The following is a 16,013-nucleotide window of genomic DNA, read 5'->3' on the forward strand; positions in this document are numbered from 1 at the left end:
TTGGTCGGGTGTGTTCGGATCGGGCTGGTGTCGCCTTACAGCCATCCCTTGATGCTGGCCACCATGGCGTCGGTGGAGATGCCGTAAAGGTCGTGCAGGGTCGGCAGGGCGCCGGCCTTCAGGAACTCATCGGGCAGGCCGATCTGGCGGAAGACCGGGGCGACGCCGCCGCGCAGCAGGGTGCCGGCCACCGCCTCGCCCAGACCGCCGATGACGGTGTGGTTTTCCGCCACCACCACCATGCGGCCGGTGCGTGCCGCCTCGCGAAGGATGGTCTCGGTGTCGAGCGGCTTGATGGTGGGGACGTGCAGAACCGCGACGCCGACCTTGTCGGCCTCCAGCAGCTTGGCCACCTCCAGCGCCCGCATCGTCATGATGCCGGACGAGATGACCAGAACCTCGGCGCCGTCACGCAGCAGCTTCGCCTTGCCGAGTTCGAACTTGTAATCGTACTCGTCCAGAACCAGCGGGACGTTGCCGCGCAGCAGCCGCATGTAGACCGGGCCGTCGTGGGCGGCCATGGCGGGCACCACCTGCTCGATCTCATGGGCGTCGCAGGGGTCGATCACCACCATGTTCGGCATGGCGCGGAACAGCGCCAGATCCTCCGCCGCCTGATGGCTGGGGCCGTAGCCGGAGGTCAGGCCCGGCAGGGCGCAGGCGATCTTGACGTTGCGGTTCTCCTCCGCGATCGCCTGATGGACGAAGTCGTAGGCCCGGCGAGAGGCGAAGACGGCGTAGGTGGTGACGAAGGGCATCATCCCCTCATGCGCCATGCCGGAGGCCGCCCCCATCAGCAACTGCTCGGCCATGCCCATCTGATAGAAGCGGTCGGGATAGGCCTGGGCGAAGATGTGCAAGTCGGTGTATTTGGCAAGGTCGGCGGTCATGCCGACGATCTCGTTCCGCTGCTTCGCCAGTTCGACCAGCGCGTGGCCGAAGGGCGCCGGCTTGGTCCGCTGCCCTTCCGCCGCGATCGAGGCGATCATGGCGGAGGTCTTCAGGCGCGGCTTCGCGGTGGTGTTTGCAGCGGTGCTCATGCGGTCCTCCCGGCGTCGAGCGCATCGAGCGCAAGCTGCCATTCGTGCGCGTCGACGCGGATGAAGTGGTTCTTTTCTCGGGCTTCGAGGAAGGGCACGCCCTTGCCCATCTTCGTGTCGCAGACGATCATCCGCGGCTTGGGCTCCTGGTGCGACTTGGCGGTGTCGAAGGCGGCGACAACCGCGTCCATGTCGTTGCCGTCGACCCGCTGGACGAACCAGCCGAAGGCCTCCAGCTTGTCCACCAGCGGCTCGAACGCCATCACCTGGGTGGACGGCCCATCGGCCTGCTGGTTGTTGACGTCGACGATGGCGATCATGTTGTCGAGCTTGTAATGGGCGGCCGACATGATGGCCTCCCACACCGAACCCTCGTCCAGCTCGCCGTCGGAGAACAGCGTGTAGACACGGGCGGCGGAGTTCTTGCGCTTCAGCCCCAGGCCGATGCCGACCGCGATGCTGAGGCCGAGGCCGAGCGAGCCGCCTGACATCTCCATGCCCGGCGTGTAGCTGGCCATGCCCGACATCGGCAGGCGGCTGTCGTCGCTGCCATACGTCTCCAGTTCCTCCGCCGGAACGATGCCGGCCTCGATCAAGGCGGCGTACAACGCGATGGCGTAGTGGCCGTTGGACAGCAGGAAGCGGTCGCGCTCCTCCCAATGCGGGTCCTCGGGGCGATACTTCATGGCGTGGAAGTAGGAGACCGCCAGCACGTCGGCGATGTCCAGCGCCTGGCCGATGTAGCCCTGCCCCTGCACCTCGCCCATCAGCAGGGCGTTGCGGCGGATGCGGTAGGCGCGTTCGGCCAGCGGCACATTGTGCCCGAGCGGGGTGGTGTCGAGTGCGGTGTCCACGGAAGGTGTCTCCAGCATTTCGGGATCCATTTCGGGATCAGTGGATCAGCATGCCGCCGTTGACGTCGAGCGTGGCGCCGGTGATGTAGGAGGACAGCTCCGACGCCAGGAACAGGCAGGAGCGGGCCACATCCTCGGCGTCGCCCAGACGGTTCAGCGGGATGCCCTTCAGGATTTCCGCGCGCAGCTCGTCGGTCAGCTTGCCGCCGGTGATGTCGGTCTGGATCAGGCCCGGCGTCACCGAATTGACGCGGACATTGTCCGGCCCGAGTTCGCGCGCCATCGCCTTGGCGAGGCCCAGCACGCCGGCCTTCGCCGCGCTGTAGTGCGGGCCGCCGAAGATGCCGCCGCCGCGCTGCGCCGATACCGACGAGATGCAGACGATGGAGCCCGACTTGCGCTCCCGCATGTGGGGGACGACGGCCTGGCTCATGTACAGCGTGCCGCGCAGGCTGACGTCAGTCACCGCCTCGTAGTTCTTCGGGCCGATGTCCATGAACTTCAGCGGCTGGGTGATGCCGGCGTTGTTGACCAGCACGTCGATGCGGCCGAACTCCTCGACCACGCGGGTGGCGGCGGCGAAGCAGGCGTCGCGGTCGGTCACGTCGCAGGCGAAGCCGCGATGCGCCTCGCCCAGTTCGGCGGCGGCTTCGGCCGCCTGCGCGCCGTCGAGGTCCAGGATGATCGCGCGCCCGCCATGCAGCGCGAAAAGCCTTGCGGTCGCCCGGCCGATGCCGCGGCGCGACGCGGCGCCGGTGATCACGCAGACCTTGTTGGACAGCAGCATGCTCGCTCCCTCTTGTCGAAGCAGGCTCCGCCGTGGCGGCACAGGGGGGTGCCGCGACGGAGCGTCGGTTTCGCTCGGTTGTGGTGATTTCGATCAGGCTGCCCGATGATTCGTTCAGCCGATGATTGATGTGATCCTATGGTCTTGAGATGAATTCGACAAACGAATAAGATCACTCATTGATGAGCTGAATTCATCTGAAGGGTGCGATGCGAAAACGGGTCTCCATCAAGGCATTGCAGGCCTTCGAAGCCGCGGCAAGGCTGGGTTCCTTCGCGACCGCGGCGGAGGATCTGGGGCTGACGCCGTCGGCGATCAGCCATCAGGTGAAAATTCTGGAGGAACAGCTGGGCCTTCCGCTGTTCCATCGTGTTCACCGGGCGGTCACCCTGACCGACGCCGGCCGGACCTATGCCAACGAGATCATCGGTGCCTTCGCCCGGATGGATGCCGCCACCCGCAACGTCACCAGCACCAGCAGCGGCACCACGATCCTCACCGTCCGGTCGATGCCCAGCTTCGCCACCCAATGGTTGATGCCGCGGCTCAACCGGGTGAAGGCGCTGCATCCCGCCATCGACATCCGCCTCCAGGCCTCGGTCTCGCCCATCGACCTGACGGCGGGAGCGGTGGACGTCGACATCCGCTACAACCCGGGCCCGCCGCCGGCCGGCTGCGTGCTGGAGCAGTTTCCGGAGGACATCATCGTCCCGATGTGCTCGCCGGCGCTGGCGAACGGCCTCAACCCGATCCGCGAGCCGAAGGATCTCAGCCGCCACATCCTGATCCACTCGGAGGTCAACATCCTGGGCTGGCGCGACTGGATGCGCCGGCACCGCAGCGTCCACCTGGACATGGACCGCGGCCTGCGCTTCGACCGCTCCTTCATGGCGATCAACGCCGCTGTGAACGGCATGGGGGTGTGCCTGGACAGCCTGCTCCTCGCCCGCCAGGAACTTCAGTCCGGCCAACTCGTCGTCCCCTTCCCCACCAACGGGCTGCGGGCGCAGGGCCACGGCTTCGTCACGCTGAGATCGACCGCCGCGTTGCCGAAGATCCAGCTGTTCCGCAACTGGCTGTTCGGCGAGTTGGAGGCCGGCCGCGATTGGGAAGAGCAGTATCTGATGTCGCTCGGTACGGTAGGAAGTTCCGCCGAGGATTGAGTCGGTGGGGTGCTGTCAACTTCACGGTCGGTCGGCGAACTGAAGTTCTGAACAACCTGTGTTCTGGTCGCCCGCTATGCCGCACAAGGCCAATGCCGCTCATCGCCATCACATTCCCCGGTCGAAGCGCACAGTGACGAATTGGGCTGAGTACGACGCCGCGCCAAACGCCTGGTGGTCGATGACCTCGCGTGGCGCCAAGAATAAAAGATTCCATAAATGAAGTTATCATTGATATCTAATTATTATTGTTTATCAATGTCCATATATATCTGGCTTCCATGCCAGTATAGTTCGGCGATGACCGGCCTATTTTTTCAAAACGAATGCTGAACATGACTTGGGCCTATTGATAGTCAGTCGATGGCGCCGGCTTCGATAGACGAAAAAGCCATCAAATCCTTAATGCAATCGGCAACGATGCGAGACGGACGGCGGTTTGGCGGCAGCAGGAGCAGGGTGCGGGATCGGATCACCGGTTCAAACGCGCAAGCGACCAAACCACGGCCGAGATAGGGTTCCGTGGTCAGCGGACTGACCAGACCGCAGCCGATGCCGGCTTGCACCATTGCGCAGACCGTCGTGGAATAGGGTGTTTCCAACACGATCTTCGGCATCACGCCGTGGGCGGCCAGCACCCCATCCAGCCGTCGGCGCGCGGTGTCCTCGGGAGCGAGGGCGATGAAGGGCGTGCCGTGAAGATCGGCGGGATGCAGAACCTTTCGCTGCGCCAGCGGGTGGTCGGCCGGAACCGCGATCACCAAGCGCTGCTGCATGAACAGCGTTGCATCCACTCCGGTGACGTCGATCTCGTCGGCTGCCAACCCGACGTCGAACTGGCCGGAGGCGATCAGGTCCTTCACCACCGAGGACATGTGCGCTTGGACTGTGATCGACACATCGGGATGCCGCAGTTGGAAAGCGCGCAGCGCTTTCGGAAGGATGGTGGTGCTGATCGCCGACTGGCAGGCGACCCGGATTTCGCCCGAGCCGAAATCGCGGATGCGGGCGGCCGCGGCGCGCAGATGGATCAGGCCCGAGAAGGACGAGGACACCTCCTGGAAGAACAGCCGCGCCTCCTCCGTCGCGATCATGCGCCCCTTCGCGCGATGGAACAGCGAAAAGCCGATCTCCCGCTCCAACTCCTGAATCGCCTTGCTGACGGCGGGCTGCGAAATGCGCAGCACCTCGGCCGCGCGCGACGCCGTGCCATTGGTCATCACGGCGTGGAACACCTCGACCTGTCGCAGATTCATGGTGGCCTTCCTATAACCCAGGGGAATAGACTATCCGGAAATCAATATTGGACGAAATGGGTGCTGTGGCGTCAAATCGTGGGCGTCAGTCAAAGGACGTCTCCAATGAAAGATCTCACCCAATGCGTGGTGAATCCCTCGGTTGCCACCGAAGGATTCGACAGCCTCAGCGTGCCCGTCCATCGTGGATCGACAATCGTATTTGCCAATGCCGAAGGCTACGCGACACGTGGCGAACGCGGACACACCGGCTATACCTACGGCCTTTACGGCACCCCAACGACCCGGACGCTGGAGGCCAAGCTGACGGCGCTTGAAAACGGCGTCTGGACCTTCCTTCTGCCGTCCGGACAGGCAGCCAACAGCTTTGCCGTGCTGCCCTTCCTGCAAGCCGGCGACAGGATGTTGATCGCCGACACCTCCTATCCACCGATGCGCGACTTCGCCAACCGCGATCTGGTCAAATTCGGCATTGAGGTCGACTACTACCATCCGACCTCCGTCGCCGACCTGGAACAGCGGATCGATGGACGCACCAAGGTCGTCTGGTGCGAATCCCCCGGCTCCACCACCATGGAGGTCCAGGACCTGCCGGCCATCGCGGGTGTGGCGCACCGCCATGGTGCCCTGGTCGGCTGCGACAACACCTGGGCCACCCCGCTGAACTTCAAGCCGCTGGACCATGGCGCCGATCTGGTGACCGAAGCGTTGACGAAGTACGTCAGCGGCCATTCCGATCTGCTGATGGGGTCTCTCACCGTGCGGGACGAGGCCCTGATCACGCCAATCCGCAGCGCTCTCGGCCGCTACGGGATCGGCGTTTCGCCCGATGACGCATCGCTGGTGCTGCGGGGGATGGAGACACTGGGCGTGCGGATGCGGCAGGCGTCCGACGGGGCGATGGCACTGGTTGAACGGCTGGCCGGCCACCCGCTGGTGGAGGAGGTGCTGTATCCGGCTCTCGCCGGCTCTCCTGGCCATGCGGTGTGGAAGCGCGACTTCCTCGGGGCCAGCGGCGTCTTCAGCGTCGTGTTTACGCCCGCGGCGACGCCGCATGTCTCGCCGGCCCTCGACGTGCTGCGCACCTTCGCCATCGGCGCCTCGTGGGGCGGCACCCGCAGCCTGATGGCGCCGATGCCGGTCAAGCGCAACCGCACCGCCCACCCCTGGGCCGGCGAGGACCTGATCCTGCGCATCAGCGTCGGGCTGGAGGATCCGTCCGACCTGCAGGACGACCTCGCTGCCTTCCTCGACGACCTCGCCGCACGGACGGCCGGGGCGCCGGCCGCCTGACCGCGGCGGCCACGCTACCGGCGACGGCCGGCACTGAACCGCGCCGGGTTTCCTGAAGGCCCCATCTTCTGAGAGAGTGGGGTCAACATGACGAAGATCGCGGCGAAGATCGGCTGCAATCCCGAGACGCTGCGGAACTGGGGCCGGCAGGCCGAGCGTGATCAGGGCAAGCGCCCCGGTCCGACAACGGACGGGCAGGAGCGGATCAAGGCGCTGGAGCATGAGGTGCGGGAACTGCGCCAGGCGAACGAGATCCTGCGCAAGGCATCGGCGTATCTCGCTCGGGCGGAACTCGACCGCCCGTTTCGGAAATGATCGCCTTCATCGACAAGCACTGCGCTGTCCACGGGGGCGAGCCGTAGTCCCCCGCAAATCCCCCATCCATGCACCACGCTGACTTGTCCCGACCGACCGCGATAGGCTTCCCGGCCGCGTGAGCTGAGCTATTCTGCTGGCGTCGACCGCCACGGACCGCAAAGCCACGCCATGCACACAACCTTGCCTATTGCGAGCGCCCTGCGCTCCCAGCTCCGGATAGTCGCGCTGCTGCTTCTGATGGCGCTCATGCCGGTGGCCGGGGTTTCGGCACAGACGATCCCGTCGGCGGCTCCCGCTTCCACATCGGCAACCGCCGCCGCGCCGGGCGACGCCGACGATATGATAATGAAGATGCTGAGCGAGAGTCAGGACCGCATGGCCGGGTTCCGCGGGAAGCTCGCCCAGCGGCTCCGCGCCACGCCGGACATTCCCTCGGCCATCGTGGCGACCCTGACGGCCCAGAGCCCGACCGGCAGTCCCGGCCACTTCCTGCGGGTCATCGGCATCGTCATCGCCCTGCTGGCAGTGGGGCATGCGGTGCAGCATGTCATTTATGAGCGGCCGGTCGCCCGCCGCCTGATGCCGCGCCGTGCCGCGGCCGATCCGGGCGGTTCGGACCTGGCCGATCGCTTTCCCGGTCTGGTCGCCCGCGCGCTGATGACGGCGGTCGGCATGGTCCTCGCCAGCCTGATCGCATTCGGGCTCGCCACCGCGCTGCTGCCGGACCCGACGCCGATGACCGAAAAGACCGTCATCCTCGCCGGAGTGGGATATCTGCTGGTCTGGGCCATCGGCCTGTTCTGGCGGCTGGTGCTGCCCCCCGGCGGCCATCGGCTGCGGCGGGATCTGACCGCCAGCGGTGCCGTCGGCATCGCCCTGATGACGAGCACTGTCTGGCTGGAGGCGCTGGGGATGCCCGCCGATCCCCATGCGGTGCTGGTCGCGCTGTTCGGGCTGCTGACCGTGCTGGCGACGGTCGGCGCGCTTTACGTCCACCGGCGGACGGTCGAACACCTCGTTCTGGCCGGGCGCAGGGCCGAAGCGGTCGCGCCGCTTGTGCGGCTGGGCCTGCGCCTGTGGTTTCCCGTGGTGGTCGCCTATTTCGCCTGCGCGTGGGCCGTGCTGGTCAACCGCCTGATCCTCGGCTGGCCGACCGAGCTGCCGCTTCTGCTCGGCGCCTATGCGGTCGTCGGGGCGATCCTGGTCGTTTACGCCACCGTCACCTACGCCACCCACCGGCTTTTCCACCCGCGGCGCGCCCTGTGGAAGTCTGTGGAGGAGCCCGCTGACGGGGACCCCCTGCCCTCCTCTCCCCCGCCTGTCGCCGCCCCCGACAGTTACGAGGCGCTGGCCCGGCGGGTCGCGGGCATCCTGGCCGCCGCCGCCGGGGTGACGGTGACCCTGTCGGTGTGGAACATCCCGCGCATGCAGGGCGATGCGGCCGAGCACCTGACCAGCATCATGACGATCTGCCTGATCGGCTACGTCCTCCACCAGAGCATCCGCATCTGGATCGACCGCCGGATCGCCGAGGAGGGGCCGGTGGCCGGAACGGTTCCGGGTGACGAGGGGGGCGGCCACGCCTCGGCCAGCCGGCTGGCGACGCTGCTGCCGCTGGTGCGTAACTTCGTGCTTTTGTCGATCATCGGCGCGGTGCTGGTCAGCGTGCTGATGGATCTGGGGGTCAACATCGCGCCGCTGTTCGCCGGGGCGGGCATCGCCGGCATCGCCATCGGCTTCGGCGCGCAGACGCTGATCCGCGACATCTTCTCCGGCGCCTTCTTCCTGATCGACGACGCCTTCCGCAAGGGCGAGTATATCGAGATCGGGAACATCCGCGGCACGGTGGAGAAGATCTCCGTCCGGTCGATGCAGCTCCGCCACCATCGCGGTCCGCTGCACACGGTTCCCTTCGGCGAAATCCACCAGTTGACCAACTATTCGCGCGACTGGGTGATCATGAAGCTGCCGCTGCGCATCACCTACGACACCGATGTCGAAAAGGTGCGCAAGCACATCAAGCAGCTTGGTCAAGCCCTGCTGGAGGATCCGGAACTGGGGCCGAAGTTCCTGCAGCCGCTGAAATCGCAGGGCGTCATCCAGATGGAGGATTCGGCGATGATCCTCCGCGTCAAGTTCATGACCCGCCCAGGCGACCAGTGGGATGTCCGCAAACGGGTGTACCAGGAACTCCACGCCCTGTTCCGCCGCGAGGGCATCCGCTTCGCCCATCGCGAGGTGACCGTCCGTTTCGCCGGCGAGGCGACGGTGAACGGTCCTACCGCACCACTGCCCGGAGACGATGCCCGAACCCTGGCCGCCGGCGCCGTCCTGCGTACGCTGGACGAGGAGGCGCCGGACGTTGGAGGCGGAGGCGGCCGGCACAAAGGCGCGCTGTGAAGTCTCTAACAGGACGCGCCGCCATGCCGACCCGTTCGGATCGAGCATGACGGCGCGCTCTGTTTCAAGCAGGAGGATCAGTGCGACGGCTGGGCGGGCGCCCGCGCGGCCAGCGGCATGACGGGGATTGCACCCTCCCCTCCCCGCGACCGTTCGGCGGCGGCGTCACCCTGGTTCAGTTCCCGCAGCAGAACCTCGCGGTCGCAGGCATTTTCCCAGATCGAGACGACGATGCTGACGACGCAGTTGCTGATGATGCTGGTCAGGGCGCGGGCTTCGGACATGAAGCGGTCGATGCCGACCAGCAGCGCGACGCCCGCCACCGGAAGGTCCGGCATCACCGTCAGGGTGGCGACCAGGGCGACGAAGCCGCTGCCGGTGACGCCGGCCGCACCCTTGGAGGTCAGCAGCATGATCCCGAGCATGGCGAAGATCTGGCCGGCCGACAGATGGATGTCACAAGCCTGGGCGATGAAGAGAGAGGCCAGGGTCAGATAGATCGCCGTGCCGTCGAGATTGAACGAGTAGCCCATCGGCAGCACCAGCCCGGAGACGCCCTTCCTGCAGCCCAGCGTTTCCAGCTTCTGCAGCACGCGCGGCAGGACCGGTTCGGAGGACGAGGTGCCGAGCACGATCAGCAGCTCCTCCCGGAAGTAACGCAGGACCTTCCACAGGCTGAAGCCGTGCAGCCGGGCCAGCGTGCCGATGATGCCCACCAGGAAGACGCCGCAGGCGATGTAGAAGGTGAGGATCAGCAGGCCGAGCGAGCCGATGCTGTCGATGCCGTACTTGCCGACGGTGAAGGCCATCGCGCCGAAGGCGCCGATCGGGGCCAGCTTCATGATGAAGCCGAAGGCGGCGAACAGCACATGGGAGAAGGCGTCGATGCCCTGGACCACCGGCTCTCCCGCCTTGCCGGCCCGCGTCAGCCCGAAGCCGACCAGGATGGAGATCAGCAGAACCGGCAGCACCTCGCCTTCCGCGAAGGCCCCGAAGAAGGAATGTGGGATGATGTGCAGCATGAAGCTGACGAAGCCGACCGGGGCCGCCTGCTTGGCATAGCGTGCCGCCACCGTCGGGTCGAGCGAGGCGGGCGACACATGCATGCCGACGCCGGGTTCGATGATCATGACCGCTGCCAGCCCGATCAGGAGCGCCGCCACCGTCAGCGCGTAGAACAGCGCCATCGACTTGACCATCGTCCTGCCGATCTCGCGGGTGTCGTTAAGGCTGGTGATGCCACTGACGATGGTGCAGAAGACCACCGGCGCGATCATCATCTTGACCAGCTTGACGAACCCGTCGCCCAGCGGCTTCAGCGAGGCGCCGAGGTCGGGCCAGAAATGACCAGCCAGGATGCCCAGGGTCAGTCCGACGACGACCTGGAAGTAGAGAGCCTTGTAGAAGGCTTTCGACGGGGCCGGCGCCTGGGTATGATCTCCCGTTTGTGCACGCATGGCGTTTCCTCCTCTCTTATGCTGTGGCGTCAGGCCGCAAGGGCGGTTCGCGACGGGGTCGACGGCCGTGCGAACACGGTTCCCTCGAACAGGCGCCTTGCGGTGCGCAGGATGCTGGCGGTGGGGGCAGACTGGCCGGAGCCCGGATCGAGGCGGACGGTCAGCCGCCCGGCCGGATGTTCGAAGGTGACGTCACCGGGCAGGGTCAGCCGCCCGGCGAGTGCGGCGGCCACCGTTTCCGGAATGGTGCAGGCGGTCGCGGTGGCGACGGCGCCGGTGATGGCCATCGCCCGGTGGCAGTCGTGCGGCATGAAATAACGCACGGACAGCGTGCCGCCGCGCGTCGGCGGGGCCAGCAGCACCGGCTTCGGGATCACCATCCCTGCGGCGTTGCGGAAGCCCATGCGCCGGCCGGCCTCGACGCGCAGCGCTTCCAGACGGGCCATGAAATCGCGGTCGGCGCGGTAGCTGTCGATGGGCTCATACCCGGTCTTGGCCAAATCGGCGGCGCGGACCAGCATCACCGGGATGGCGGCGTCGATGCAGGAGACCTCGATGCCGTCAATCCGGTCGATTGGCGACCCGGTGGGCAGCAGCCGGCCGGTATTGGCGCCGGCCGCATCGAGAAAGGCGAGATGGATGGGGGCAGCGGTGCCGGGCACGCCGTCGATCACGGCCTCGCCGTCATAAGCCACCTGCCGGCCGGGCGTCTGGACGCGCGCTTCGATCAGCTTGCCGGTGTTGACGTTGTGGATGCGCACCACCGTGACGCCGTCCGTGGCCGGAACCAGCCCGGATTCGATGGCGAAGGGCCCGACGGCGGCCAACATGTTTCCGCAATTGGGCGAGGTGTCGACCACCCCTTCCTGCACCCGCACCTGGGCGAACAGGTAATCGACATCCGCACCGGTCCGTGTGGCGGGACCGACGATGGCGACCTTGCTGGTCAGCGGGTTGCCGCCGCCGATGCCGTCGATGCCGAGATCGTTTCCCGCCCCCATCACGGAGAGCAGCAGGGCGTCGCGCTCCATCGGAGCGGCGGGAAGGTCGGACGCCAGGAAGAAGGGGCCGCGTGAGGTTCCGCCGCGCATCATCACGCAGGGAATGCCGATCTGGCGGTTGATCAGATGGGTCATGGCGCTTGGTTTCTCTTGGTTTCGCCGGTTGGCGAAGAAAGCCGATACGCCGATATTCCGATCACGAACCGTATTTGTGAAATGCAATGATTCGCGCTATTATTCCACTATGCGCATCAATCTGAACCCCGCGCGGAGCCTGGCATGAACTTCGAACTGGTCGATCTGAAGGCGTTCATCGCGGTGGCGGAGTTGGGCAGCTTCAATCGCGCCGCCGACCTGCTGAACCTGTCGCAGCCCGCGCTCAGCCGCCGCATCCAGAAGTTGGAGGATACGCTGGGGGTGGCGCTGTTCGAGCGCTCGACCCGCCATGTCGCCCTGACCATGGTGGGGCGCGACTTCATGCCGAAGGTCCGGCGCTTCCTCGACGAGTTCGAAACGTCGCTGTTGGGAATCAGTGATCTGGGCGCGCGCAGCGGCGGACAGATCACCATCGCCTCCGTTCCGACGGCGGTGTTCTACTTCCTGCCGAACGCGATCAGCCGTTTCAGCATCGCCTTCCCGCGCATCCGCATCCGCATCCTGGATCTCGGCGCCAACGAGGGGCTGGAGGCGGTGGCGCGCGGCGAAGCCGATTTCGGCATCAACTTCATCGGCGCCTCGCACCCGGACATCGAATTCACGCCACTGGCGGAGGATCCGTTCGTCGTCGCCTGCCGGCACGATCATCCGCTGGCGTCGCACAAGGTGGTGAACTGGGAGGAACTGGCCGCCCATCGGGTTATCACCGTGGGGCGGACCAGCGGCAACCGGGCGCTGATCGACAACGCCCTGGCGCAACATGGGCTGAAGCTCAACTGGTCCTACGAGATCACGCATCTCGCAAGTTCGCTCGGACTGGTGGAGGCGGGGCTTGGCGTCGCGGTGCTTCCCAAGCTAGCCACCCCCTCCTCCGGCCATCCGATCATCATGACCCTGCCGCTGGGTCACCCGAGGATCTCCCGGACGATCGGCGTCGTCCGCCGCCACGGCGCGATCCTGTCGCCGATGGCGGCGCGCTTCCTGGACGTGCTTCTCGACTCCCTGAAACTCTGACGGACACCTTCCGCCCCGATCAGTTGGAGGCGGCGCAGAGCTTCTCGCGGGAGGTCTGCTTCGCGGCTTCGGCGGAGAAGCCGTAGGGTTCGATGATCTTGGCGAACTCGCCGGACGCCTTCATCTCGGCCAGAACCTTGTCGAAGGCATCGCGGAGCGCGGTGTCCTGCTTGCGGAAGGCGGCGCCGTCGCAATAGACCGGGGCGCCCTTGACCGGGGCGACCACCTCGATGTTCGGGTCGTTGGCCTTGCCGACCAGATCATGGATCGACAGGACCGGCAGCGAGTAGACGTCGATGCGGCCGTCCTGCAGCATCTTCAGGCCGCTCTGCGGGTCGGGAACCACGATCACGCGGTCGCGCGGCACGCCGGCCTGCAGTGCCAGCTTCTCCTCGGTGCCGCCGCCGGGGGCGCCGATCTTGGCGTTCGGGTTCTTGGCGATGTCCTCGTAGGAGGTCAGCTTCAGCGGGTTGCCCTTCTTCAAGGCGAAGGATTCCGCGTCGCAGAGGATCGGTTCGGAATAGGCGACGGCCTTGCAGCGTTCCGGCTTCATGAACAGGCCGGCGGTCACGACGTCGAAACGGCGGGCCTGCAGGCCGGGGATCATCGCGCCATATTCGGAGATCGAGGCGACGACGTCGCCGACCCCCAGCTTCTTCATCACCGCGCGGGCGACGTCCGGGGCGGCGCCCGACACGGTGCCGTCCGGCTTGACGGCGGTGTAGGGCGGTTCGTTGGCGATGCCGATGCGGGCGAAGCCCTGTTCGCGCAGAGTCTCCAGCGTGTCGGCGGCGAAGGCCGGCGCGGCGAGCGTGAGGAGCGCGGCGGCAATGCCGAAGCTTTGGGCGATCTTGAGGTGTTTCATGGCTCGGTGTTTCATGTCTGCCGTCCCTCTTTCGTGACTTGGTGAGTGCCCGGCCGGCGTTCCTCTTGGGGCGCCGGCCCCTGTTTGGTCGGTGTCGTTACCGTTCTTGCAGCATGCCCGCCTTCTGCCGAGGCGGGTTCCGACAGGCGGTGGTCAGTCTTCGACCGTGCCGACCACCGCGATGCAGTCGCCGGCCTTGACCAGGCCGGGGAAATGGCGGGCTGCCAGGATGCCGTCCAGCGCCGCCCGGTATTCGGAGGGCGCCAGCCCGGTGCGGCCGATGGGATGGATGCGGGCGAGCAGATCACCCTTCCGCACCGGCTGGCCCAGGTCGACGCAGGCTTCGATCAGGCCGCTGTCCTCGGCGAAGCGGAAACAGTCGGCCGACGGCATGTCGAGCCAGCGGCCGGCCTCCGCCGGTCGGCCGTTTGTCGGTTGACCGTCCGCCGGCGGCGCGTCCGTCAGGATTCCGGCGTGGCGCAGCACATTGCCGACGCCGCGCTTGGCAATGGCGATGGTCTCCGCCCGGCCGGTGCCGCCGCCGCCCAGTTCGGTGGTGACGAAGGTCTTGCCCAACTCCTCCGCCGCGGTGTCGTACATGCCGACCGCGTCGATCTCCAGCATGCGCATGGAATAGGGCGCGGCGAAGGCGGCGACGGCGGCGAAGCAGCGCGCCTCCTGGTCCTTGTCGGGCAGGATGTGGGCGGCGGCGAAGGGCACGAAGTCCAGCGTCCGGCCGCCGGAATGGATGTCCATCACCAGATCGGCCAGCGGCAGCAACTCGCGGGTGAAGTAATCGGCGATCTTCTGCGTCACCGTGCCGTCCGGGCGGCCGGGAAAGCTGCGGTTCAGATTGCCCTTGTCGATGGGCGAGGTGCGGGTCCCCGCCTGAAAGGCCGGGTAGTTCATCGCCGGGACGATGATGACGCGGCCGGCGACCCGGTCGGCGGTCAGCGTCTGGGACAGGTCGAACAGGGCGATCGCGCCCTCATACTCGTCGCCATGGTTGGCGCCGGTCAGCAGGGCGGTCGGCCCGTCGCCGTTGCGCACCACGGTGATGGGGATCATCACGGACCCCCAGGCCGAATCGTCCCGGCTGTAGGGCAGGCGCAGAAAGCCGTGCTGCACGCCGTCGCGGTCGAAATCGACCGTCGGGGTTATCGGGGACGGGGCAAGTGTGACGGGCGCCATGGTCAGGACTTCACGAACAGCTTGCGCGGCACGTCGGCCAGGCATTCGACGCCGGTGTCGGTGATGGCGATGCTCTCTGTGATCTCCAGCCCCATGTCCTCCAGCCACAGGCCGGTCATGAAATGGAAGGTCATGCCGGGCTGGAGTTCGGTGCGGTCGCCGGGGCGCAGGCTCATGGTGCGCTCGCCCCAGTCCGGCGGATAGCTGAGGCCGATGGGGTAGCCGGTGCGGTTGTCCTTGGTGATGCCGTAGCGTTTCAGGACGGCGAAGAAGGCGTTGGCGATGTCTTCGCAGCTGTTGCCCGGCTTGGCGGCGGCGAGCCCGGCCTCCATCCCCTCCAGAGTCGCCTTCTCGGCGTCGAGGAAGGCCTGCGTCGGCTTGCCGAGGAAGACGGTGCGCGAAAGCGGACAGTGGTAACGCTTGTAGCAGCCGGCGATCTCGAAGAAGGTCCCCTCCCCCAGCTTCATCGGCCGGTCGTCCCAGGTCAGGTGCGGCGCCGAGGCGTCGGCCCCCGACGGCAGAAGCGGCACGATGGCGGGATAGTCGCCGCCGAAGCCGTCTGCGCCGCCGATGCCGCGGATGCCGGCATCGTAGATCTCGGCGACGAGGTCGCATTTGCGCATCCCCGGCTCGACCCGCTCGATGATGCGGGCGTGCATCGCCTCGACGATGCGGGCGGCCTTGCGCATGTAGTCGAGTTCCTGCCTGCTCTTCACCGCGCGCTGCCAGTTGACCAGCGCCGTCGCGTTCTTGAAGCGGGCGTTGGGCAGATGGGTGGTCAGCGACTGGTAGGCGGCGGCGGTGAACCAGTAATTGTCCATCTCGACGCCGATGGACAGCCCGCCCCAGCCGCGATCCGCCAGGATCGTCGACAGCAGGTCCATCGGGTGGCGCTCGGTCGACTGCACGTAATGGTCGGGATAGCCGATGATGTTGTCATGGGCGAGATAGGCGGTGCGCTTGGCGCCGTTGGCGTCCTGGCCGCGGCCGTACCAGATCGGCTCGCCGTGCGGCGGCACGATCACGCATTGGTGGACATAGAAGGACCAGCCGTCATAGCCGGTCAGCCAGGCCATGTTCGACGGATCGGTGACGATCAGCAGCTCGATGCCGGCCTTGTCCATGGCGGCACGGGTCTTGACGAGCCGTGCGGCATATTCGGCCCGGCTGAAGTTCAGCGTCGGTTCCAGCATGTCGGGGTCTCTCTTATGAAAAGAG

The 16,013-nt window shown here is 66.5% G+C and carries 13 protein-coding genes, 1 pseudogene and 1 other annotated feature; of the genes and pseudogenes, 5 read left to right on the forward strand and 9 right to left on the reverse strand.

Going from position 1 to position 16,013, the window contains the following annotated elements:
- Nucleotides 1-35 precede the first annotated feature (35 nt).
- Genes PWS46_RS14645 through PWS46_RS14655 form a run of 3 tightly spaced genes read right to left on the reverse strand, consistent with a single transcriptional unit; the run spans nt 36 to nt 2,681 of the window.
- Nucleotides 36-1,040, reverse strand: coding sequence for a transketolase family protein (locus PWS46_RS14645; protein WP_434621420.1), 1,005 nt, complete (start codon nt 1,038-1,040; stop codon nt 36-38).
- Nucleotides 1,037-1,894 (reverse strand): transketolase, encoded by an 858-nt coding sequence (locus PWS46_RS14650; RefSeq protein ID WP_434621423.1) that lies wholly within the window; start codon nt 1,892-1,894, stop codon nt 1,037-1,039. Before PWS46_RS14650 ends, PWS46_RS14645 begins: the two co-directional genes overlap by 4 nt.
- Before the next feature lie 37 nt (nt 1,895-1,931).
- Nucleotides 1,932-2,681 carry an SDR family NAD(P)-dependent oxidoreductase gene (locus tag PWS46_RS14655; protein ID WP_085091592.1) on the reverse strand — a complete coding sequence of 250 codons (750 nt, stop codon included), beginning with the start codon at nt 2,679-2,681 and terminating at the stop codon, nt 1,932-1,934.
- 209 nt (nt 2,682-2,890) lie between these two features.
- Between PWS46_RS14655 and PWS46_RS14660 the strand changes: the two genes are divergently transcribed.
- Nucleotides 2,891-3,844, forward strand: a complete 954-nt coding sequence (locus PWS46_RS14660; RefSeq protein ID WP_434621427.1) for a LysR substrate-binding domain-containing protein — start codon at nt 2,891-2,893, stop codon at nt 3,842-3,844.
- 356 nt (nt 3,845-4,200) lie between these two features.
- On the opposite strand, the gene PWS46_RS14665 is transcribed toward PWS46_RS14660, so the two are convergent.
- Nucleotides 4,201-5,100: a LysR substrate-binding domain-containing protein gene (locus PWS46_RS14665; RefSeq protein WP_434621430.1), complete on the reverse strand. Its 900-nt coding sequence runs from the start codon at nt 5,098-5,100 to the stop codon at nt 4,201-4,203.
- A gap of 105 nt (nt 5,101-5,205) precedes the next feature.
- On the opposite strand from PWS46_RS14665, the gene PWS46_RS14670 reads away from it, so the two are divergent.
- From PWS46_RS14670 to PWS46_RS14680, 3 genes and pseudogenes are all read left to right on the forward strand, one after another.
- Nucleotides 5,206-6,393, forward strand: a complete 1,188-nt coding sequence (locus tag PWS46_RS14670; RefSeq protein WP_434621433.1) for a trans-sulfuration enzyme family protein — start codon at nt 5,206-5,208, stop codon at nt 6,391-6,393.
- A 96-nt stretch (nt 6,394-6,489) separates the two neighbouring features.
- A pseudogene (locus tag PWS46_RS14675) lies at nt 6,490-6,752 on the forward strand (transposase); the annotation flags it as partial.
- Nucleotides 6,663-6,762, forward strand: a sequence feature (AL1L pseudoknot). (Overlaps the previous pseudogene by 90 nt.)
- A gap of 294 nt (nt 6,763-7,056) precedes the next feature.
- Nucleotides 7,057-9,111 carry a mechanosensitive ion channel family protein gene (locus PWS46_RS14680; protein WP_434621436.1) on the forward strand — a complete coding sequence of 685 codons (2,055 nt, stop codon included), beginning with the start codon at nt 7,057-7,059 and terminating at the stop codon, nt 9,109-9,111.
- A gap of 77 nt (nt 9,112-9,188) precedes the next feature.
- On the opposite strand, the gene dctA is transcribed toward PWS46_RS14680, so the two are convergent.
- Nucleotides 9,189-10,568, reverse strand: coding sequence for a C4-dicarboxylate transporter DctA (gene dctA / locus PWS46_RS14685; protein WP_434621439.1), 1,380 nt, complete (start codon nt 10,566-10,568; stop codon nt 9,189-9,191).
- 29 nt (nt 10,569-10,597) lie between these two features.
- Nucleotides 10,598-11,704 (reverse strand): 4-oxalomesaconate tautomerase, encoded by a 1,107-nt coding sequence (locus tag PWS46_RS14690; RefSeq protein ID WP_434621442.1) that lies wholly within the window; start codon nt 11,702-11,704, stop codon nt 10,598-10,600.
- A gap of 144 nt (nt 11,705-11,848) precedes the next feature.
- On the opposite strand from PWS46_RS14690, the gene PWS46_RS14695 reads away from it, so the two are divergent.
- Nucleotides 11,849-12,739 (forward strand): LysR family transcriptional regulator, encoded by an 891-nt coding sequence (locus PWS46_RS14695; protein WP_434621445.1) that lies wholly within the window; start codon nt 11,849-11,851, stop codon nt 12,737-12,739.
- A gap of 19 nt (nt 12,740-12,758) precedes the next feature.
- Here PWS46_RS14695 and ehuB read toward each other — a convergent pair whose 3' ends face one another.
- From ehuB to doeA, 3 genes are all read right to left on the reverse strand, one after another.
- On the reverse strand, nt 12,759-13,604 hold the full coding sequence (ehuB, locus tag PWS46_RS14700; protein ID WP_434621448.1) for an ectoine/hydroxyectoine ABC transporter substrate-binding protein EhuB: 846 nt from the start codon (nt 13,602-13,604) through the stop codon (nt 12,759-12,761).
- A gap of 153 nt (nt 13,605-13,757) precedes the next feature.
- On the reverse strand, nt 13,758-14,795 hold the full coding sequence (gene doeB, locus PWS46_RS14705; RefSeq protein ID WP_434621451.1) for a N(2)-acetyl-L-2,4-diaminobutanoate deacetylase DoeB: 1,038 nt from the start codon (nt 14,793-14,795) through the stop codon (nt 13,758-13,760).
- Nucleotides 14,796-14,797: 2 nt separating this feature from the next.
- Nucleotides 14,798-15,988: an ectoine hydrolase DoeA gene (gene doeA, locus PWS46_RS14710; protein WP_434621454.1), complete on the reverse strand. Its 1,191-nt coding sequence runs from the start codon at nt 15,986-15,988 to the stop codon at nt 14,798-14,800.
- Between the last annotated feature and the right edge of the window lie 25 nt (nt 15,989-16,013).

The sequence above is a fragment of the Azospirillum sp. B2RO_4 genome (assembly GCF_051124815.1).
In the GTDB taxonomy this organism is placed as follows: Bacteria; Pseudomonadota; Alphaproteobacteria; order Azospirillales; family Azospirillaceae; genus Azospirillum.